General features: G+C 70.4%; 17 protein-coding genes. 8 read left to right on the top strand and 9 right to left on the bottom strand.

Annotated elements, in window-relative coordinates; genetic code table 11:
• Positions 1-43: 43 nt before the first annotated feature.
• Positions 44-1,201, top strand: coding sequence for a polysaccharide biosynthesis protein (locus ACT89H_RS24870; RefSeq protein WP_445111201.1), 1,158 nt, complete (start codon positions 44-46; stop codon positions 1,199-1,201).
• 19 nt (positions 1,202-1,220) lie between these two features.
• Positions 1,221-1,586 carry a VOC family protein gene (locus ACT89H_RS24865; RefSeq protein ID WP_445111075.1) on the top strand — a complete coding sequence of 122 codons (366 nt, stop codon included), beginning with the start codon at positions 1,221-1,223 and terminating at the stop codon, positions 1,584-1,586.
• A 68-nt stretch (positions 1,587-1,654) separates the two neighbouring features.
• On the opposite strand, the gene pgfA is transcribed toward ACT89H_RS24865, so the two are convergent.
• Positions 1,655-2,818 (bottom strand): cell envelope lipid trafficking protein PgfA, encoded by a 1,164-nt coding sequence (pgfA, locus tag ACT89H_RS24860; RefSeq protein ID WP_445111074.1) that lies wholly within the window; start codon positions 2,816-2,818, stop codon positions 1,655-1,657.
• A gap of 203 nt (positions 2,819-3,021) precedes the next feature.
• Between pgfA and ACT89H_RS24855 the strand changes: the two genes are divergently transcribed.
• Positions 3,022-4,206, top strand: coding sequence for an acyltransferase family protein (locus ACT89H_RS24855; protein ID WP_445111073.1), 1,185 nt, complete (start codon positions 3,022-3,024; stop codon positions 4,204-4,206).
• Positions 4,207-4,224: 18 nt separating this feature from the next.
• Here the strand turns inward: ACT89H_RS24855 and ACT89H_RS24850 are convergent, their stop codons facing one another.
• The 5 genes from ACT89H_RS24850 to ACT89H_RS24830 form a co-directional block, all read right to left on the bottom strand.
• Positions 4,225-4,644 carry a DinB family protein gene (locus ACT89H_RS24850; protein WP_445111200.1) on the bottom strand — a complete coding sequence of 140 codons (420 nt, stop codon included), beginning with the start codon at positions 4,642-4,644 and terminating at the stop codon, positions 4,225-4,227.
• A 187-nt stretch (positions 4,645-4,831) separates the two neighbouring features.
• Positions 4,832-9,205, bottom strand: coding sequence for an alpha-(1->3)-arabinofuranosyltransferase (locus ACT89H_RS24845; protein WP_445111072.1), 4,374 nt, complete (start codon positions 9,203-9,205; stop codon positions 4,832-4,834).
• On the bottom strand, positions 9,186-9,356 hold the full coding sequence (locus tag ACT89H_RS24840) for a DUF2613 domain-containing protein (protein ID WP_445111071.1): 171 nt from the start codon (positions 9,354-9,356) through the stop codon (positions 9,186-9,188). The genes ACT89H_RS24845 and ACT89H_RS24840 overlap by 20 nt, the downstream gene beginning before the upstream one ends.
• A gap of 137 nt (positions 9,357-9,493) precedes the next feature.
• The gene (locus ACT89H_RS24835) at positions 9,494-10,588 is read right to left on the bottom strand and encodes an isochorismate synthase (protein WP_445111070.1); all 1,095 of its coding nucleotides are present in this window, start codon (positions 10,586-10,588) and stop codon (positions 9,494-9,496) included.
• A 120-nt stretch (positions 10,589-10,708) separates the two neighbouring features.
• Positions 10,709-11,182 (bottom strand): universal stress protein, encoded by a 474-nt coding sequence (locus ACT89H_RS24830; protein WP_445111199.1) that lies wholly within the window; start codon positions 11,180-11,182, stop codon positions 10,709-10,711.
• A gap of 202 nt (positions 11,183-11,384) precedes the next feature.
• On the opposite strand from ACT89H_RS24830, the gene ACT89H_RS24825 reads away from it, so the two are divergent.
• The 3 genes from ACT89H_RS24825 to ACT89H_RS24815 all read left to right on the top strand — a co-directional run bounded on the left by ACT89H_RS24825 (position 11,385) and on the right by ACT89H_RS24815 (position 14,643).
• Positions 11,385-12,545 (top strand): glycoside hydrolase family 3 N-terminal domain-containing protein, encoded by a 1,161-nt coding sequence (locus tag ACT89H_RS24825; RefSeq protein WP_445111069.1) that lies wholly within the window; start codon positions 11,385-11,387, stop codon positions 12,543-12,545.
• Between the two features lie 98 nt (positions 12,546-12,643).
• Entirely contained in the window at positions 12,644-13,240 is a 597-nt protein-coding gene (locus ACT89H_RS24820; RefSeq protein ID WP_445111068.1) for a TetR/AcrR family transcriptional regulator, read from the top strand.
• A 140-nt stretch (positions 13,241-13,380) separates the two neighbouring features.
• Positions 13,381-14,643: a DUF5685 family protein gene (locus ACT89H_RS24815; protein WP_445111067.1), complete on the top strand. Its 1,263-nt coding sequence runs from the start codon at positions 13,381-13,383 to the stop codon at positions 14,641-14,643.
• A gap of 63 nt (positions 14,644-14,706) precedes the next feature.
• On the opposite strand, the gene ACT89H_RS24810 is transcribed toward ACT89H_RS24815, so the two are convergent.
• Positions 14,707-15,597 carry a MaoC/PaaZ C-terminal domain-containing protein gene (locus ACT89H_RS24810; protein ID WP_445111066.1) on the bottom strand — a complete coding sequence of 297 codons (891 nt, stop codon included), beginning with the start codon at positions 15,595-15,597 and terminating at the stop codon, positions 14,707-14,709.
• Entirely contained in the window at positions 15,594-16,952 is a 1,359-nt protein-coding gene (locus ACT89H_RS24805) for a 3-oxoacyl-ACP reductase (RefSeq protein WP_445111065.1), read from the bottom strand. Before ACT89H_RS24805 ends, ACT89H_RS24810 begins: the two co-directional genes overlap by 4 nt.
• A 209-nt stretch (positions 16,953-17,161) precedes the next feature.
• Here ACT89H_RS24805 and ACT89H_RS24800 point away from each other — a divergent pair, with 209 nt between their 5' ends.
• Positions 17,162-18,484 carry an acetyl-CoA C-acetyltransferase gene (locus tag ACT89H_RS24800; RefSeq protein ID WP_445111064.1) on the top strand — a complete coding sequence of 441 codons (1,323 nt, stop codon included), beginning with the start codon at positions 17,162-17,164 and terminating at the stop codon, positions 18,482-18,484.
• 54 nt (positions 18,485-18,538) lie between these two features.
• Here the strand turns inward: ACT89H_RS24800 and gnd are convergent, their stop codons facing one another.
• The gene (gnd, locus tag ACT89H_RS24795; protein WP_445111063.1) at positions 18,539-19,567 is read right to left on the bottom strand and encodes a phosphogluconate dehydrogenase (NAD(+)-dependent, decarboxylating); all 1,029 of its coding nucleotides are present in this window, start codon (positions 19,565-19,567) and stop codon (positions 18,539-18,541) included.
• Positions 19,568-19,882: 315 nt separating this feature from the next.
• Here gnd and ACT89H_RS24790 point away from each other — a divergent pair.
• On the top strand, positions 19,883-21,043 hold a 1,161-nt coding region (locus ACT89H_RS24790; RefSeq protein WP_445111062.1), incomplete at its 3' end, for a peptidoglycan binding domain-containing protein.

Here is a 21,043-nt window from a genome sequence, read left to right as displayed (position 1 = left end):
GTTTCCCGTGGTGGCGGATCTGACGTGGGTGACGGCGGGTGCGATGACCGCGAACGTCGCCGGATATCTGCTGCAACTGCTGGCCGGGCGGTGGCTCGGGGTCACCGGGTACAGCGAGTTCGCGAGTCTGCTCGCGGTGCAACTGCTGTGCGCGGTGCCCGCGCTCGCATTGCAGAACGTCGTGGCCAGGGAACTCGTTCGTGGCGCGGGAACGGCGGCGCTGCGGGGGCTCGAGTGGCGCTGCGCCGTGATCGTCGCCGTGGTGGGTGCGGTGCTGGTGCCGTTGGTCGCCGTCGCGCTGCACGTCGGGGTGGCCGCCACCGCGGCGGCGCTGGGTGCGGCGCCCGCGCTGGTGCTGTTGTCCGGTGAGCAGGGCGTGCTCCAGGGCAGCAAGCGGTTTCGAGCGTTGGCGGCCGTGCTCGGCGGCGCCGGGATCGCCCGGGTCGCGCCCGCGCTGATGGTCCTCGCCCTCGGCGGCGGGGCGACGCTCGCGCTGGCCGCGGCGACCTGCGGCATCGCGACGGCGGCGCTGCTGGCCAGGCTCGTCGCCGGTGCGGAGGCGCGCGCCGACCCCGAGCGCGCAGGCGCCCCCGGCGTGCTGCCCGTTCTGCGGGCCGCTCAAGTGCAGGCGGCGATGATGGCGCTCTCGTCGGCGGACCTGATCGTGGTCCGGCTCGTGCTCGACGATGTGGACGCCAGCCGCTACGCACTCGGCACCATCGCCACGAAGATCGCCTTCTGGCTGCCGCAGGCGGTCGGTGTGGTGCTCTATCCGCGGATGGCGCAGCCGACGCACTCGGCGAGCGCGGTCCGGGCGGCGCTGGCGGTGCTCAGCGGGATCGGACTGGTCGCCGTGCTCGGGGCGGCACTGGCCGCGCCGCTGGCTCCGCTGCTGGCGGGCGCGGACTACGCCCCGATCCAGGGCCTGCTGTGGATGTTCGCGCTGCACGGCGCGCTGCTGGCCGTGCTGCAAGGCGCGGTGCTCTCGGCGATCGCCGTCGATCGCACTTCTCTCGCACTGGTCACCTGGCTGGGCCTGGTCGTCGAAGTCACCCTGATGCTGGCACTGGCCCGTTCGGTTCCGGCGCTGATCACCACGGCGGTGTCGGTCGCGGCCACCACCACCGTCGTGGTCGCCGTCATGGTCCTGCGCGCGGCCGACCACACGGCGCGCCCCGAACCGCTGCGCCCGGTGGGCTGACCACGCCTACGATCGGTCCATGATCACCGCGGTGCACACCCTGGTCTACGCGAACGATCCCGACGCGGCCCGCGCGTTCTTCCGCGATGTCCTGCGGCTGCCGAACCTCGACGCCCATGACGGCTGGCTGATGTTCGCGACCGGGCCGAGCGAACTCGCCGTTCATCCCACCGAAGATCGGCCGCGCCACGAGATCTCCCTGATGTGCGACGACTTGGACCGGACGATGACCGAGTTGGCCGCGCGGGGAGCACGATTCGAGGGCGAGATCGCCGAGCGCGGCTTCGGACGCTGCGTGGATCTGCGTGTGCCGGGTGCGGGCACGATGCTGCTGTATCAGCCGCGTCATCCGGTCGCCTATCCGCTGGCGCCCACCGACGGATAAGTGCCCCGGAAACGACCTCGGCTCCCCGGCCGGGAGGCGGGGGAGCCGAAGTCGAGACGTTCAGCCGGTCAGGGCTGCTTATCGATCCGAATCTGTTCGGTCGGCGCATCGTCGGCACCGTGGTTCACGCGCGGAGCGGGCCTGGTGGGAGCCGAACCGCTCGGACGCTGGACCGGGGCGCGGCCCGCCCGGCGCGCGGGCGTCGGAGCCGAGCCGCCGCGAAGGCCGAGAACCACACCGGCGATCAGTGCGATCACGCCGAGGACGCCGAGGACGATCGGCAGGATCCGGCCGTAGAGCGAGAGCTTGTCGATGTTGTCCTTGGCCACCGAGAGCTGCGACTCGATCGTGTTCTCGTCGAACACGAGATGCGACTTCAGTGCGGTGACCTCCGGCTTGCCCGGGGTGCGCGAGTAGTAGATGTGCAGCGCCTCGCCGCCCTTGACGACCGTGCCGGTCTGCGGCTCCACCCACAGGTCGCGGGTGTTGGTGTAGTAACGGGTCATGGTCACCGGGGCGTCGCCGCCCTCGACGCCCCACTTGGCGGCGGGCAGGCTGATCCGGTTGGTCGGGGCCTGCACGACGTCCCACAGGCTGGTGGCCGGCACCGACATCTGGAAGTGGTAGACCTTCGTGTTGTTGATCTCGGTCTCTTCGACGAAGTTGGCGTCGAAGGACTTGCGGACGTTGAGATCGAAGTACGGGTAGGTCTTCTTCTCGGTGCCGATCGGGAACCGGTATTGCAGACCGGTGTGCTGCACCGGCTCGGCGATGCTCTGGCCCTGCGGGTTCGCGGTCACCGCGATCGAGCCGTTGGGCTCGGTGCCGACGGGCTCACCGGTCACCCGGTCGATGGTCACCCGGTCGACGGTCGCGGTGAGCAGGCCGGTGTCGCCCTGCTTGTCGATGCGCCGCAGCGTCTGGCCCGCCTGCACCGTCATCTTCTCGGCGTCGGCCGGCTCCTCGACGGTGAGGAAGCGCTGCGAGACCAGCGGGACGTTGGTGTCGACCTTCGCCGAGCCTTCCGGAGCGGTCAGTGACTTGGAGTCGAGCACCAGGCTGTCTTCACCCTGCTGGTTCGTCGCGATGGTGGTGATCTCCAGGTCGAGGGGAGTTTTCGCCAGCTTGTCGACGGTGTAGGTCGGGATCATGATCGCCGCGACGATCAGCAACGCGCCGAGACCCACGAGCAGGCAGGCCACCATCCTTCTGGTACCGGCACTCAGTGCCATGCAAACTCTCCTCGTCGTAGAACACAACTCGTTCCGGCGGGCCCGGCGGGCACGCCGCGGGCACTCGTGAGCCCCGACACTAACAGTCCGACGTCGTACGCTGCGGTGTCGAGGCCGGAAACGGCCGAGAAATCGGAGGAGTGTAGTGCGAAGTCTGAAACGTCGGGTATCAACCGGGATCCGCCGAGGCAGACTGGAAGCCGATGACCGCGACACTGCCCACCGCCGCGCCCGCCACCGAACGGGTGCGCCCCCGCGCGTTCGTGCCCGCCTTGGAAGGCATGCGCGGCATGGCCGCACTCGGCGTGCTGCTGACCCACGTCGCCTTCCAGACCGGCGCCGCGGGCACGCCGGTCATCGGACGGGTGTGGGGCCGGTTCGACATGGCGGTGGCGGTGTTCTTCGCACTCTCCGGCTTCCTGCTCTGGCGCCCGCACGCGGCTGCGGCGCGCGGGCTCGACAGCGCCCCGCCCGTCGGCTACTACCTCCGGCATCGTGCCGCGCGCATCCTGCCCGCGTACTGGGTGGTGGTGTGCGCGGTCCTGATATTGCTGCCCGGCGCGGCCGGGACCGCGGGTCTGCGGGTATGGGTGTCGAACCTGGCGCTGTTGCAGGTATTCGTGCCGCTGACGCTCACCGACGGCCTCACCCAGATGTGGAGTCTCTCGGTGGAGGTGGCCTTCTACCTGGTGCTGCCGGTGCTGGCGTTCGCGCTGGTGCGCTTGCGCGGACCGGCGGCCCGGCGGCGGGTGCCGGTGCTGGTCGCGCTCACGCTCGTCAGCCTCGGCTGGAACTTCATTCCGGTGCCGACGCCCGACGCGATCCACTCGGACAACTGGCTGCCGGGCTATCTGCCCTGGTTCGCCGCGGGCATGCTCCTGGCGGAGTTCGCCGAACATAGCGTCCGGCGATCACGCTGGTGGAAAGTCGGGGCGAATCAACCACTGATGTGGACCGTCGCGGCGGCGGCCTTCCTGCTCGCGGCGACCGATCTGGCCGGTCCCGCCGGGCTGACCCGCGCCGAACCCTGGCAGTACGCGGTGAAAATGGGCTCGGGCGCGATCATCGGGTTCACGCTGCTCGCGCCGCTGGTGCTGCGGGACCCGGCGGCGCGTGGGCATCGCCTGCTGGAGTCGCCGGTGGCCGCGACGCTCGGACGCTGGTCCTACGGCATCTTCATCTGGCACCTCGCGGTGTTGTCGATCGTGTTCCCGGTGTTCGGCATCCTGCCCTTCCAGGGCGACTTCGGTTACGTCCTGGTTCTCACCGTCGCCATCACCCTTCCGGTCGCCGCCGCCAGTTACGCGCTGGTGGAGGAGCCGGTGCGGCGCTGGGTCCGCCGCCGGGACCGGGTGCGGCGGACCCCCGAACCGGAGCCCGCGCCCTGATCGGCGGCTCGCGCGAGGTCAGCCGTCGAGCTGGTGGTGGATGTCGAGCAGGTGGTGGCGCAGCTCGTGCAGGGTGTGCACGGCCAGCCAGCGCAGGGAGCGATCGGCGGGTTCGGGATAGGGGAAACCGAGGGTCCGCTCCCAGTCGTCGTCGCCGAGCCGCTCCAGCACGTTGGCGAACAGCAGGGCGGCGTCGCGGATCTGGCGGGCCACGTCCGCGGGGTTCTGGTCGGCGTAGCCGTCGTGTTCGACTCGCTCGTCCCGGCCCATCGGGACCGCGAGCGGATGGTCCGAGCGGCGCGCGGCCAGCACGCGTTCGCGCTGGGCCAGCAGCACGTCTCGGACATGGCAGGCGTATTCCAGCGGTGACCACACATCGGGCTTGCCGCGCTCGCGCAACTTGACGCTGTCGGCGCCGAGCAGGTCGGCGTATTCCACGGCGTGCTCCCGCGCCAGCGACGGCACGTCGGCCGCCGAAGCCAACTCGTAGGCGAAACCGCATTCGGCACAGGTGTTCACGCGTGGCACGTTAGCAACGGGTGCCGTTGCGGCGCACGGCGAATGCGCGTCTCGTCCGGCGGTGCCGCCCCGCGTGCGCGGGCCGCGATCGTCGGCCGGCGCGCGGTCAGTGCTTCCCGGTCGACGGATCGGCTTCGTCCGACCGGATCGCACCGGGCCGATCGGCGTGTTTCGCCGGGGGCAGCGCCGCGATACCCACCGCGATGATCGCGAGCACTGCCGGCAGTTGCACCAGCACGGATCCGCCCATATAACTGTCGGGCGAGCGCCACGGGCCGGTGGACAGCGCGGCGGCGGACAGCGCGGTCCCGGCACCCGCCACGACGACCAGCACGCGAGGCGTGACATACCGGGTGAAACGCGTTGCGGCCAAGGCGATCACCGTAGCGGCACCGCCCACCGGGCCTGCGATCACGGTGGCCGCGGCGGTGAGCCCGACCGCGCCCATCCAGCGGCGGCCCCAGGTGCCGGGCGCATCGGCGCCCGAATCCACCTGGCCGGCGGCCTCCGCCCGCGCGCGGCGGGGAACGGCCAGAATCGCGAGCGGCAGGAGCAGCAGCAATCCGCCGAAGATGGCGAGTCGATACCACCGGTCGACCGGGAAGGCGATCGTCACCGGACCGGTGGCACCGGCCGGCAGCAGCCACGCTTGCTGCCAGCCGTCGACCACCACGGGTTCGAGCGCGCGGCCGTCCGCACTGGTCGCCCGCCAGCCGACATTGGTGCTCAGCGGCAGCACGAGCAGGCGGTCACCCGTCTCCGGTGCGGGCGCGGAGGTCGGCACCTCGGTTCGGTTCAGGCGCAGTCGATCCACGAAGAACAGATCGGTCGGGCCGACCACCACGTCGGCCCGGCCCCGCGGCAGTGCGAGTTCGTTCGACGAGTCCGGCCCGTCCGGGCACGGCCGAGCGGGAACCGGTGCGCCGGAGCGCAATTCGCCGACAGTGGCGGTGACGGTTGTGCGCAGCGTCCGCCCGCCCGCGTCGATCGTCGGTCCCAGCGCGCACGGGACGGTGATCTCGCGGTCCAGCGCGGCGGCCGCCGGGTAGTCCGGTCCGAGGACCGTCACCTCCGCCAGTCCGGGCGGCTGGGTCTGCACGAAACCGAGCGCGGTCTTGTCCAGCACCGGCCGCCAGGTTCGCATGCTCAGCTCGATGCGATCGGTCACGGTGGGGTGCAGGGCGATCCGCGTCGGCGTGCCCGGATCCTCGTCGTCCAACTCGCGCACCTGCGGGCCGTCACCCAGATTCACCGTCACCGACGTGGGCGCCGCGGGCAGACCGCCGAGCGAGGGGGCCAGTTCCAGGCCGGTCACCAGCGTGGGTTCGGGCAGTTCAAGGGTGAGCGTCGGCCTGCCCGCGGTCGGCTCGCGCACCGAGTCCTCCGGCGCGGTCCAGCTCGTGCGGGGATCGCCGTCGGTCGCGGCGAACGCGGCCCCGCGCAAATCGCCGACATCGGCTTTGCCCCGGGCCACCGGCCGAGCGTGGTCGGTGAGCAGCGCCTCCAGTGCCGGACCCGGCCTGGTGCGAACAGTCAGTTCCGGGACGACCGGCATCGGTTCTGGAACGGTCAGCGTGCGCTGAAACGTTCCCGGTTCCTCCGGGGCCAAGGCGAGGCCTTTACTGCACCGCACCCGATCGGGCGCGTCGAAACAAGCACTGCGGCCGGGGAATTCCTGACCGAGATCCCATCCGCGCACCGGTGTTCCGGCGGGCGGCGATGGCACCACGGTGCGATGCCGGATGTCGACGCGGACGGGCGCGTTGCGCGTCGAGTAGTCGTCCAGCGAGAGTTCACTGATGCCGAATTGCCCTCCCGACGAGCCGTTCTCGGTGCGAATCGCGGTGATCGTCAGCCACTCGGTGCGGCCGGCGGGCAGCGAAACGGAGACCGGCGCACCAGGTTCGGACACCCGCACCGAGACGGTGCCGTTCGCGGTGCGCACCTCGATCCATTTGATCGGGTCGCCGATGGCGGCCGCACTGGTGGTCAGGTTCAGCTGCCCGGCCGTGATCGGGTGATCGAGATCGAGCCGCAGCCATTGGCCGAGGGCGTGTTCGGTGCCGTTGCTGATCCACGCGGTGGACGGATCGCCGTCGACGACGGCCGCGGTGGAACTTCCCGGCGCCGCACCGCCGAGCTGAGTGGCGTCGGAGGCCGAACTCGACGCGGTGACGGTGGCACCCGACCATTCGCCGCGCACCGGTTCGGCGCCGGGCACCGGGTAGTCGGGGACCAGGTTGTAGGTGCGGCGCGCGTCGTCGGGCGCGCGCAACGCGGAGTTGTGGTTGTCCACGCGACCGAAATCGGCTTCGCGATCCATCGGCGTATCCGTGACGGTCACCGCGCCCATCGGCAACCCGGCCCGCGCCGCGTCGGCGGCGAGCACGGCGGGCGTTCCGGCGGCGTCGGGATCGCGGCGCATCCGCTCGAGCACTTCGGGTCCGCCCTGGATGACCGGGACCGCTCCGAGTGGGACGGTGTACGCGCCGGGGAACGCCTCCGGCGCGCCGGTGCCGCTGCGCACCTGCGCGGGTGTTCCACGCCCCGGCGTGTCCACCCGGTAGATCTCGATCGCCGGATACGGCGGGCGCAGGTCACCGTCGGCGACCAGGTCGTCGGCGATCACCACCGATTCGATGGGGTTGCCGAACTCGGCCACCTTGCGCAGACCGGGCGACCGGTCGAGCGCCTCGTGCGCCAGCATCGGCCGGGTCGAGCGGGAGGTCTCCGGATCGAGGTCGTTGCGCAGGACCACGACGCCGATACCCTGGGCGCTCAGCGTCGCGGCCAGTCCCGCCGATGGCCTGCCGTCAGCGATGAGCCGCTGCACCGAATCCATCGCGCGGATGGTGCCGGGCGGGTTCAGGGGCACCGCGTCGCGGATCGCCCACGGTGTCCGGGCCAGCGCTTGCAGCGGTTCGTCGCGCGTGAGGCCCCACACCTGGCTGCCGAAGGGCGCGCCGGGCACCATCAGGGCGCGCGTGTCGGCTGCGTTGTGTTCGAGCCAGTCGGCGGTCTGCTGCCAGTACTCGGGTACCCGGTCGTAGGCGCCGCGCGGCGCGAGTTTGCCGGTCCAGGCCAGCGAGGTGGACAGGGCCAGCGCGGTGAGGATCAACGCCGCGATCGCGACCGCGCGGTCCCGCTCGGGGTGCGCGAACGCGCTCCGCCAAGTCTTCAGCGGTACCGAGGCGGGCAGCGGGACCCGGGCGAGCAACTGCGCCAGTCCCAGCACGAGCGGGATGCGGATCAGCGGCTCCAGCTTGTGCACGTTGCGCAGCGGAGCGCCGCCGGAGTCCAGGAAGACCCGCACCGAGTCCGCGAACGGTCCGCTCAGCTCACCGACGAACCCGGCGCAGATGCCGACCAGCCCGATCCCCAGGATCAGGACGAGCCTGCCCCGGTACGGCATCGACCGCAGGGCCAGGCCCGCCATGCCCGCCGCCGCGACCAGCCCGGTGGCCAGCACCGCCGCGGGCTGGGTGACCAGCACCGCACCCGCGATGCGTTCCGGCGAGACGAACGGCGTCCAGCTGTCGGTGCCACGCAGCACCTCGCCGAGCGAGGCCCACTGGGTGGTCACGCCGGAGGACTCGATGTAGTCCAGGAACGGCGGGCTCACCTTGCCCAGCAGCAGCAACGGCACCGCCCACCAGAACGTGGCGAGCACCAGCAGCGGAATCCAGGCGGCGGTGAAACGCCACCAGCGCCGGTCGAGCCGATAGGAACGCCATCGAGCGCTGCCCGACGCGGTGGGGCGGCGGCCGCGCACCGGCGAGTCGGTCGCCCACCACAGGAAGGCGGGCAGGAAGGCGGCCACCGTGGCGATCGCGTTGACCGAGCCCATCAGCGCCAGCGCCAGCGCACTGCCCGCGGGCGACTCCGCCCCGCCCCGCCGCCGTCGGCGCCCGGCGACACCGAGCGCGGCGGGCGCGAGCAGTACCCACGGCGCCAGCATCATTGGCAGCGTCTCCGAGGAGATCGACCCGATGGTGGTCAGCACCCGCGGCGACAGCGCGAAGGCGAGCGCGGCGACGACGCGCGACCCGCGGGTGCCGATGCCCAGCGCCTCGCACAGGCGCACGATCCCCCAGAACCCGGCGAGCAGTAGCAGCGCCCACCAGATCCGCTGCGTCATCCAGGCGGGTACGCCCAGCAGATGGCCGAGCGAGAAGAACGCGCCGTGCGGGAAGAAGTAGCCGTAGGCCTGGTTCTGCACCTGGCCCATCGGCGCCTGGCTGCTCCACAGATGGCTCGCGCGGGCGAGGAAACCGAGCGGATTCTGCGCCAGGTCGTATTTCGTGTCGGCGACCGTGAGTCCGGGCGCCTGCGCGAAGGTCAGCAGCAACGCCACGACGACGGTCGCGGCGAACCAGCGTCTGCCCAGCGGCGCGGTGCTGTGCTGCCCCGGCGCCGCGGACGATCCGAGCGAGTCGGCGGGTGAAGGGGTGGTCAGCGGGTCAGCGGCTGCCGTACTCAACGTTGTTCAGCAGCGAGGAGTCCTTGTCGCCGCTGCGGTCGATCTCCGGACGCGAGTTCTGCTGGACCGCCATGGTGATGAGGAAGACGCCGAGCACGCCCAGCACGGCGCCCGCGACAGCACTCGCCACACCCGGGACAGCAAACTTCATCGCGGTACTCCAATACGTCGAGGCCGGCACGTTCCCGGCCAACCTAGCAGGGCGTCCGGTGTTCGTATGCGTTCAGGCCGCCGACTCTGCGCCGGGGGACTCTCGAGCGCTCGAGGACTGTCCGGAGAGCGGCCGCGTCAGCGTGCGGGGAGAGCGCAGTGCAGTGCGCCGAGCAGGGTGCGCAGTTTCGCGGTGGTCTCGTCGAGTTCCGCCTGCGGGTCGGAGGCCGCGACGATGCCGCCGCCCGCGTACGCCCGCACGGTGCGACCGTCGGCCGAGAGTTCCGCGCAGCGGATCGCGACCACCCAGACGCCGTCACCGTCGGCGTCGCACCAGCCGACCGCGCCGCCATAGAAGCCGCGGTCGTCCTCGATGCGCGCGATCGTGTCCAATGCCAGATCGGTGGGGGTGCCGCAGACCGCGGGCGTGGGGTGCAGCAGCAGCGCCAGGTCGAGGGCGGTGATCGAGCTGTCGCGCAGGCGCCCGGTGATGGGCGTCGCCAGATGCCACACCTCCTGGGTGCTGATCAGATCCGGGCCCTGCGGAATCGACAGTTCGGCGCACACCGGCCCGAGCCGCTGCCTGATCCAGTCGATCACGAAGGCGTGCTCGTCGCGATTCTTGGTGCTGGCCAGCAACTCACCGGCCTGCGCGGCATCGGCTTCCGGATCGGCTCGCCGGGGCGCGGTGCCCGCCAGCGGGCGCAGCGTCACCGTGTCGCCCTGCCGGGCGATCAGCACTTCGGGCGTCGCGCCCACCAGCGTGGCACCGGGCCGTCCGGCGGGGGTGAGGTCGACCGCGAAGACATTCGCGTGCGGATGCCGGGTCAGCAGGTGCGCGGCGACGACTTCCGGGTCGAGCGCGGAGTGCGCCTCGGCCAGCACCGAACGCGCCGCGACCACCTTGCGCAGCGGTTGCGCGGGATCGTTGAGCTGCTCGACCAGCTTCGTCACCCGCGCCACATGCTCTGCCGGGCTCGGTAGCTCGGCCACTACGCGCACCGGCGGCAGATCGGGTAGCGCGGCGGGCCGCCATGGGCCCGCGGTGTGCACGGCGTGCTCCGGCACGCTCAACGCGGCGGGTTGACGTGGATCGAAGGGCAGCGCGCCGACCACCAGCCCCGCGCGGCCATCCCGCAGCGCCGCTGCCGCTCGTCGCGCGTCATCGAAGAACACCCGGCTCCCGTGACTCCGTACAACCCCGTCGGCCCGAGCAAGCAGGAACCCATCCATGAACCCAACTTAATGCGCGCAGCCGGACTCGGTCCGCCCTCAGTCCCGCGCATGGCCGCAGCGAAGGCGGAGGATCCCGCCCCGCCCCGCGCCGGCGATCCAGGTCTCACGCGAGTGCGGTCACGAGTCCTTGCCGGGTGGGACGAGCAGGACGGGGCGGTGGCAATGCTTGAGGACAGCGTCGGCGACGCTGCTGTGCAGAAGCGCGCGGATGCCGGTGGCGCCACGGGTGCCCGCCACGATGATGTCGGCGTCCAGTTCGTCGGCGCAGTCGACGATGGCGTTCCAGATGGTGGTGGCGCATTCGGCGGTGCGCGCCTCGGCGTTGAGGCCCACCAGTTCGGCCAGCCGCACCCCCTCGGCGTTGACGGCGCGCGCGTCGACGTAGGCGATGTCCTCGATCTCGTCGTCCGGCACCCAGTCCGGTTGCAGGACACCCGACAGCCCGGACAGGCGAGCGGCTTGCCGCACCATGGGCTCCCAGGCGGTGAGCACGATGGCCCGGTCGGCGCTGAGGAATCGACCGGCGTATTCGACGGCCCGCTTGGCGTTCTCGGAGCCGTCGTAGGCGATGAGGACCAGATCGCAAGTCACGATGACCTCCTGGAGGGGACGCACGGCGACACCTCGAAGACTACCCCGCGCAGGGCCGCGAGAATCGGCTTATTCCTCGGTATGACCTGCGCAAACACCGGCCGATCGCCGACGGCCGGGTAGGGCGGTCGCGCGAGTTGTCCGCTCGGTAGGGATGTAGCGACTGCGGTCACGCACGTCGCGGCGAGTACGGTTGACCTTTATGCGAAAGACGCCGCTGCTCGTCCTCGCCCTACTCGCCGCCATCGCGACCGCCTGCTCGAACGGCGGCTCCACCGAGCCGGTCTCGTCGAGCACGACTACGACGGACGCGACCACCGCCGCGGTTCCCGTCACCAGTTCGGCGCCGCCGGACTGCAACGCGGGCTACCTCGCGCAGTTCACCACCCGAGAGAAGCTCGCCCAGTTGCTGACGGTCGGCGTCACCGGCGCGGCCGACGCCACGAACGTGGTGCGCAACGAGCAGATCGGCGGCATCTTCGTGGGCGGCTGGACCGACCAGGCGCTGCTCGCCTCCGGACAGATCGCGCAGGTGAAGCAGGCTGCGAAGGTGCCGCTGATGGTGACCATCGATGAGGAGGGCGGCCGGGTCTCGCGGGTGCGCGACCTGATCGGCGCCGCGCCCTCGGCCCGGGTGACAGCGCAGACCATGAGTCCCGAGGAGTTCTACAACGCGACGCTGACCAGAGGCCGCGCGCTGAAGAATCTCGGCGTGACCGTGGACTTCGCCCCCGACGTCGACGTCAGCTCCCAGCCGGACGACTCCGTCATCGGCGACCGTTCCTTCTCCGACGACCCGGAGGTGGTCACCCGCTACGCGGATGCCTACATCCGCGCCATGCACGAAGTCGGCGTCGGTACCGTGATGAAGCACTTCCCCGGCCACGGATCCGGGTCGGGCGACTCGCACACCGGCGCGGTGCGCACTCCGCCACTGGACCAGATGCAGAACACGGACCTGGTCCCGTTCCGCAACCTGATCGGCTCGGGCGCGGCGGTGATGGTCGGTCACCTCGACGTGCCCGGATTGACCACCCCCAACGTCCCGGCCAGCATCAGCCCGGAAGCGATGCGGTTGCTGCGCGAGGGCACCGGCTACGGAGCCGCGCCGTTCCAAGGACCGATCTTCACCGATGATCTCGGTGGCATGGCGGCGATCACCAGCCGGATGTCGATCGAGGATGCCGTCGAGGCAGCGTTGGTCGCCGGCGCGGACAGCGCCTTGTGGATCACCACCGACGCGGTGCCCCAGGTGCTCGACCGGCTGGAGCAGGCGGTGTCGAGCGGGCGACTGCCGATGGCCCAGGTGGATGCGTCGGTGTTGCGGCTGGCCGCGTACAAAGGTGCGTTGCCGCGCTGCTGAGACGCGCCGCACGGTCGGCTCGGGCAACTGGTGAGCACTCGGACCGCCGGAACTTACCTTGGAGTAATATGTGAGATTCACCGGTGGTAGGAGTGTGGATGGCGGGCGGTACGAAGCGGCTTCCGCGGGCGGTACGCGAGCAGCAGATGCTCGACGCCGCCGTGGAGGTCTTTTCGCGTAAAGGCTTCCACGACACCTCGATGGACGCGATCGCCGCCGAGGCGAAGATTTCGAAGCCGATGCTGTATCTGTACTACGGCTCGAAGGACGAACTGTTCCGCGCCTGCATCCAACGGGAGGGGATGCGGTTCATCGAATCCGTCGCGCCCGCGGGCAACCCGCTGCTCACGCCACACGAACAGGTGCGCACCGCGCTGGAGGGCTTCCTCGGCTTCGTCGACCGCAACCGGCGCTCCTGGCAGGTGCTCTACCGGCAGGCCATCGGCCAGCAGGCGTTCGCCTCGGAGATCGAGAACGCGCGTGAACGCGTCATCGAGCTGACCGCGAAACTGCTGGAGTCCAGCGCCAAGCACGCCGAGCCGGGCACGAACTTCGACGTCGTCGCGGTCGCGGTGATCGGCGCGGGCGAGGCCATCGCCGACCGGCTCGCCAGTGGCCGGATCGAGGTCGCGGAGGCCGTCGACCTGCTCGACGATCTGGCTTGGCGCGGTCTGGCGGGCAAGAAGACCGAGTAGGCCGTCTTTGGCCCGGATCGCTTTGGCCCGGATCGCTTCGGCCCGGATCGGTTGCTTCCGTGCCGCCCTCCTGCCACAGTGCGTGAGTTCGCACAGCGCGGACCGGCTCGTTCGAAGAGCCGGGGAGAAACGGGGCGGAAGTGTTCGGGTTGCTCAGGCCGTGTGCGCACGGCGCTCAGAAGTATGGAATAGACGCGGCCGAATGGCAGGCGCATCTGTGTGGTTTGTGTCTCGGCTTGCGTGACGGACACGGTCAGCTCGCCCGCGTGACCACCAACAAGGACGCGCTGGTGCTGAGCATGCTCACCGAGGCGCAGTCCGGATCGGCCGCGCGCACCATCGCGGCCCCCTGCCCGCTGCGCGGGATGCGCCGCGCGTCGGTGGTCACCGCGGACGCGCCCGGCGTTCAGCTCGCCACGACGGCGTCGCTGTTGTTGGCCGCGGCCAAGATTCGCGATCACGTGGACGACGGTGAGGTCGCCGCGCTCGCGCGCGGGCCGCTGGCGAAAGCCGCGACGCGATGGAACCGGCAGGCTCGCGCGGGCGCGGCGCGGATCGGTTTGGACGTCGAACCCCTCGTCGCGGCGCTCGACGCGCAAGTACGCCTGGAGCAGGAGGCGAAAGAGCTGGTGGCCGTCGGGGCTTCGCGCAGCGCGGCAGCTGTGCCGGAATCGCTCGCCGATTCTCCGTATTGGCGTTCGGCGATGTCGCCGTCGGCCGACCCGCTCGACCGGCTGACCGCACCCACTCAGCTGTGCGCATCGGAGTTCTTCGCGCACACAGCCCTTCTGGCCGACCGTCCGGACAATGTCGACGCGCTGCGTGAAGCGGGCTGGCAGTTCGGCCGGATCGCGCATCTGGCCGACGCCGTCACCGACCACGACGACGACGGCACCCACCACCGCTTCAACCCGCTCGCGGCCACCGGGACCAGCGTGCCGGAGGCCTACGACCTGATGCGGCAATCGAACTCGCGTCTGCGCGCGGCGGTCGCGGCGGCCGAGCTCAGTCGAGTTCCCACCGTCCGCTGGATGTTGCTCGACCCGCTGACCGCCGTGCTGCGGCGGCTCGGCGGCGGGCTCGGCGCGTTCGCCACCCACACCTGCTCGGTATCGCCGGAAGCCGAGGGATCGCCGCGTGCCGATGTCCGCGCCCACTCCCGCGGAACCCGTCACCGTCCGCCGATCCGTCGCCCGGGTATCGGAGAATCCCTCGCACTCATCCTGGGCGGCTACTGCACCGGCTACGCGTGCTGCGCCGACCATACGCAACCGTGCACGGGCGAGCGCAAGGACGCGTGGATCAAGAATTGCGACTGCGGTGATTGTGATTGCGACGGCTGTGATTGCGGCTGCTGCGATTGCGGGGACTGCGACTGCTGCGACTGCGGTTGCGACTGCTGAGAAATCCGGAAAAGCACGAAGCCGCATCCCGATTCGGAAAACGGGATGCGGCTCGCGGATCGTTCAGCGCAGCGTCGCCGTCAGATGCAGGTACCCCTTTTTCGGATGCAGCAGCGCCAGATCCCAACCGCCTTCGGCCTGGTCGGCATACAGGTTGACAGTGGAGGGCAGCAGAATCGGCTTGCCGAACTTGACCGAGTACGTGGTCTGGTCCGGAATCCGGCCCTCGACCGCGGCGAGAATCGTCGCCGCCGACCACATGCCGTGGGCGATCGATCGCGAGAAGCCGAATGCCTTGGCGCCCAATGTCGAAATGTGGATCGGATTGTGGTCACCGGACGCGGCCGCGTACCGGGTGATCGTCGGCTGATCCACCCGCAGTGTGCGCAGCGGCGGCGGCGGAACCTCCTCCGGCTTCGGCTCGGGCTTCGGCCCGCCCGACAGCGAGGTGCGCTGCTGGTGCAGGAACGTGGTGACCTGGTGCCACACCTGCTCCCGGCCCACCTTCACGTCGCTGATCGCGTCCACGAGCAGGCCCTTCGGGTGCTCGCGCAGGTTCTCGATGTGGGTGCGGATGTCCAGCGGCTCGCTCACCGAGATCTCGCGGGTGCGCTCGATGACGTTCTGCGCGTGCACCGCACCCACCGCGACGAACGGGAAGTCTCGCGCCACCACCAACTGCATGGCCAGCGGGAAGGTGAGGATGAACGGATAGGTCAGGGGCAGCGCGTCGCCGAAGCGCAAACCGGTCGCGCGGCAGTAGGCGGCCAAACGATCCGAGTCGACCCGCAGCCCCTCGACCCGCACGGCGCGGTCGGGCAGCGTCGGTTTGCGCGCCGACAGCAGTGGCACCGCGCCGAGCGCCGCCTTGACGAACAGGCGGCTGTTCTTCGGCGGTTCGGTGAGGGTGCGCACCTGGGTCTTTTCCTTGCCTGCCGGAGCCTCGGCCATCATGCTCCGATCAGACTCTGCCCGCAGACCCGCACGATGTTGCCGGTCACCGCGTTCGACGCCGGGCTCGCGAAGTAGGCGATGGTCTCGGCGACGTCGATGGTCTGTCCGCCCTGCGACAGCGAGCTCATCAGCCGGCCCGCCTCCCGGGTGGCCAGGGGGATGGCGGCGGTCATCGCGGTTTCGATGAAACCGGGCGCGACGGCGTTGATGGTGATGTTCTTCTCCGCCAGCTTCGGCGCCTCGGCGTGCACCATGCCGATGACGCCCGCCTTCGATGCGCCGTAGTTGGTCTGCCCACGGTTGCCCGCGATGCCCGCGATCGAGGACACGTCGATCACGCGGCCGCCCTCCTGCAACGCGCCCCGGGCCACCAGGCCCTCGGTGATCCGGTGCGGCGCGGCCAGGTTGACGTTGATGACCGCGTTCCAGCGGTCCTCGTCCATGTTCGCCAGCAGCTTGTCCCTGGTGATACCCGCGTTGTGCACGATGATGTCGATGCCGCCGAAACGTTCGGTGGCGAACTCGGCCAGCTTCTGCGCCGCGTCGGGCGCGGTCACGTCCAGCGCGAGCGCGGTGCCGCCCACCTTGTTCGCGGTCTGCGACAGCGCCTCGCCCGCCGCCGGGATGTCGGCCACGATCACCCGGGCGCCGTCGCGAGCGAACACCTCGGCGATGGTCGCGCCGATGCCGCGCGCCGCGCCGGTCACCACAGCGACCTTGCCGTCGAGTGGGCGGTCCCAGTCGGCGGGGGCGCTCGCGTCGTCCTTGCCGACCCGGATGACCTGGCCGTCGACGAACGCCGACTTGGCCGAGAGCAGGAAGCGCAGGGTCGACTCCAGGCCGGTCGCCGCGGCGGACGCCTCCGGGTGCAGGTAGACCAGCTGGGCGGTGGAGCCGCGCAGCAGTTCCTTGGCCACCGATCGGGTGAAGCCCTCCAGCGCGCGCTGCGCGATCTGCTCGTCCACACTCGAAGCCAGCTCGGGAGTGGTGCCGATCACCACGATGCGCCCACACGGGGTGAGGCTGCGCATGGCGGGTTGGAAGAACTCGAACAGCTGCGAGAGGTCCTCGACGGTGCCGACGCCGGTGGCGTCGAACACCAGGGCGCCGTACTTGGTGCCCTGGCTCAGCGCGTCGGCGAAGGTGTAGTCCGACAGCAGGGCGCGCACCGGCTCGGCGACCCGGCCCTTACCGCCGATGAGCACCGGACCCGACAACGGCGGCTCGCCCTTGACGTAGCGGCGCAGCTTCTCGGGCTTCGGGAGGCCGAGCTTGCCGGCCAGGAATGCGCCCGGCGCGGAGTGTACGAACGATCCGTAGAGGTTGGGAGCACCCTTGCTCTTGCTGGCTGCCACTATTCCTACCTTTTCTGAGTTCTGTCTCTCGGGTCTGGGGTATTGCCCCGGCGTGGTCTGCGAGCGCACTGTGCGGGGTAGGTGTCGACATTGAACTTACTCCAGAGTAAGTTCAATGTAAACAACCGCGACGGGGCGCCGATCAGCGCGGAATATCCGCGCTCCACCGGGCCGCCGGGACACCCATCCACGAGACCTTGGAGACTCGAGTGACTAGCACAGCCAGTTCGGCGACAAGCGCCGCCAAGACCGGCAAGACCACCCGTCCGGTCGCGATCGTCGGTGGCAACCGGATTCCGTTCGCTCGCTCCGACAAGGCGTACGCGCACGCCTCCAACCAGGACATGTTCACCGCCGTGCTGGACGGACTGGTCAGCCGTTTCGGCCTGCAGGGCGAGCGGCTGGGCATGGTCGTCGGCGGCGCCGTGCTCAAGCGGGTCGGTGAGCACGGCCTGATCCGGGAAAGCGTGCTCGGCAGCAAGCTCAGCCCTTACACCCCGGCGCACGACCTGCAACTGGCCTGCGGCACCGGCCTCCAGGCGATCGTCACCGTCGGTGACGCGATCGCCGCGGGCCGGATCGAAGCCGGTGTCGGCGGTGGCGCCGACACCACCTCCGACGCCCCGATCGGCGTGAGCGAGGGCATGCGCGAGTGGATGCTCGACGCCAACCGCGCCAAGACGAACTCCGCGCGCCTCAAGCTGGTCGGCCAGTTGCGCCCGAGCATGCTCGGCATCGAGATCCCGCGCAACGCCGAGCCGCGCACCGGGCTGTCCATGGGTGAGCACGCCGCCATCACCGCCAAGGAATTCGGCATCCCGCGCGAGGCGCAGGACGAGCTGGCCTACCTGTCGCACCGGAACATGGCCGCCGCCTACGATCGCGGTTTCTTCGACGATCTGATCACGCCGTTCCTCGGCCTGACCCGCGACGACAATCTGCGGCCGAACTCCTCGATCGAGAAACTGGCGACGCTGAAGCCGGTCTTCGGAGTCAAAGCGGGCGGCGCGACCATGACCGCGGGTAACTCCACCCCGCTGACCGACGGCGCCTCCGCGGTGCTGCTGTCCAGCGAGGAGTGGGCCGCCGAGCGCAAGCTGCCGGTGCTGGCGCACTTGGTGGACAGCGAGGTCGCCGCGGTCGACTACATCCACGGCCCCGACGGCCTGCTGATGGCCCCGACCTACGCGGTGCCGCGCCTGCTCGCTCGCAACGGCCTGACGCTGCAGGACTTCGACTACTACGAGATCCACGAGGCGTTCGCCTCGGTGGTGCTGGCCACTCTGGCCGCGTGGGAGTCCGACGCCTACTGCAAGGAGCGCCTCGGCCTCGACGGCGCGCTCGGCTCGATCGATCGCGACAAGCTGAACGTCAACGGTTCGTCGCTGGCCGCGGGCCACCCGTTCGCGGCGACCGGCGGCCGCATCGTCGCCTCCACCGCGAAGTTGCTGGCCGAAAAGGGCTCCGGCCGCGCGCTGATCTCCATCTGCGCCGCAGGCGGTCAGGGCGTCGTCGCCATCCTCGAGCGCTGACCGGTCGCACACCAGGGGTGGTCCGATCGGAATTCCGGTCGGACCACCTTTGCGTCAAGCACCGGGCAGCTCGAGGTGCCCGCCGAAAGCTTTGCGCATCGCCGAAAGCACTTTGTCCGCGTACACCGCTTCGCCTCGCGAGGAGAACCGCGCGAACAAGGCGGAAGCCAGCACGGGGACGGGCACACCGGTGTCGATCGCGGCATCGATCGTCCAGCGGCCTTCACCCGAGTCGGACACCCGGCCGCTGTAGGAATCCAGGTTCGGGTCCGCGTGCAGCGCGGCCGCGGTGAGATCCAGCAGCCAGGACGCCACCACCGACCCCCGGCGCCACACCTCGGTGATCTCGGGGATGTCCAGGTCGTACCGGTAGTACTCGGGGTGCTCCAGCGGGGTCTCCTCCGCGGAGAACTCGCCCGTGTGCTCCGCGCCGTAGTTGGCCCGACGCAGGACGTTCAGCCCTTCGGCGTAGGCGGCCATCGCCCCGTACTCGATGCCGTTGTGCACCATCTTCACGAAGTGGCCCGCCCCTACCGGCCCGCAGTGCAGGTAACCCAGCTCGGCCGTGGACGGCTCGCCGCCGCGTCCCGGTGTCCGTTCCGCCGCCCCGAGGCCCGGCGCGATGGATTTCAGCAGCGGGTCCAGGTGCTTCACCGGTTCGGACTCGCCGCCGATCATCAGGCAGAAGCCGCGGGTGCGGCCGAACACCCCGCCCGAGGTGCCGATGTCGACGTAGTGGATGCCCTTGGGTCGCAACCGTTCGGCGCGCGCGAGGTCCTCGTGGTACCGGCTGTTGCCGCCGTCGATGACGATGTCGCCGGGTTCGAGCAGCTCGGCGACCTGCTCGAGCACCGCCCCGGTGGCCCCGGCGGGGATCATCACCCACACCACGCGCGGCGTCTCGAGCATTCCGACGAACTCGGTGAGGTCGGTGGTACCACGGAAGCCGTCACCGAGTTCGGTCCGCAGTTGCTCGATGTTCGAGGAGTGACGTTCGTATCCGACGGCGGTGTGTCCGTCCTCGACGACGCGGCGCACGATGTTCGCGCCCATCCGGCCGAGGCCGATCATTCCCAGCTGCATGCCATCCATCTCCATCTCATGTCTGCGAAGTCTTGCGGCGGGGGTTCGTCTCGATTCTCCCGCGTGGGATCGGTCACGGTTCGGTTCGTGGGGTGTAACGCCGCCCGCGACAGCCCGATAAACCAATCGGCTCCGCGCAGTTGCCTGACCCCCGACCCGGCAACTGCGCGGGCCGCTTTGTGTGGTCTACCCGGTTCCGCGCGGGATGTGCGTTATGCCCGAACTGTGCCGACCGCTGTCGGTGCCGACCACTATCGTTGGTGCGGACACGCAGCGGTGCGGGTCCACAATTCGATCGAACGGGGAGGACGGTTCGTGGCGAGCCAGCCGAGCACCGGAAGACGCGGCCCTGAGGCTGGTGGCGAAGTCGGATTGCGCCGGCTGCTCGGGTCGGATCGATCCCGGGCAGCGGACTCGGTCGCCTGGACCGGCGACGATCAGCTCACCCAGCCTCTGCACGCTACTCGGCGGCGGCCGGTGCCGCCCGCACCCCGCCGTGCGCCCGCGCGTCGCCCGATCTCCACCCCGCCACCGAAACGCCTGGACAGCGCCGTCGTGCGCCGGGTGGGTATCGCGGTAGGCGTTGTGCTGGCGGTCGCCGGTCTCGGCTATCTGGTGGACTGGGTGATGTCCTCGGGCGAGGTCGCGCGCGGCACCGTCGTCGCCGGTGTCGACGTCGGTGGCATGGATAAAGCCGTCGCCGACGCGAAACTGCGCGCCGAACTGGACCCGCGGGCGGGCCGCGAACTGCCGCTGCGCATCGGCGACGTGCGGACCAGCATCGTGCCGAGCGCCGCCGGCTTGGCCGTGGACTGGGACGCCACCTGGTCGCGGATCGGCTCCCAGCCGCTCAACCCGTTCACCCGGCTCGCCTCCTTCTTCACCACCCATGAGGTGCCGATCGTCAGCGCGATCGACGAACCGGCCCTGGATCGCCGGCTCACCGAGCTGCGGGTGCACGACCGGCCCTCGGTGGAGGGCACCATCACCTTCGACAAAGCCGAACCTGTCGCCGTACCGCCGGTTGCGGGCCGGGTGCTCGACGTCGCTGCCGCGCGCACGGAACTGGCCGCGCGGTGGGTCACCGGCACCACCGTGGATCTTCCCGTTGTTCCCGCGCCGCTACAGGTGCGTCCGGAGGCCGTGGACAAGGCCCTGCGCGAGATCGCCCGGCCCGCGGTGCGCGCGCCGATCTCGTTCGCGGGCAAGGGCGCCTCCGGCAGGCTCGATCCGGAGCAGATCGCGTCCGTGCTGGTGTTCGGGCCGGACGGGCAGGGTGGTCTCGCCGCGTCGGTGAATCAGGACGCCGCGATCGGTCTGCTCGGGCCGCAACTGGCTACCACTGAGGTCGAGCCGAAGGACGCGACGTTCGCGGTGTCGGGTGGCAGGGCGTCGGTTGTCCCGGCGGTGGTCGGTGACAAGATCAACTGGCTCAAGACCTTCGAACAGTTCACCGCGTTGCTGACCGCGCCGGGC

The sequence above is a fragment of the Nocardia aegles genome, from assembly GCF_052545135.1.
This window is presented reverse-complemented; position numbering and strand designations above follow the sequence as displayed.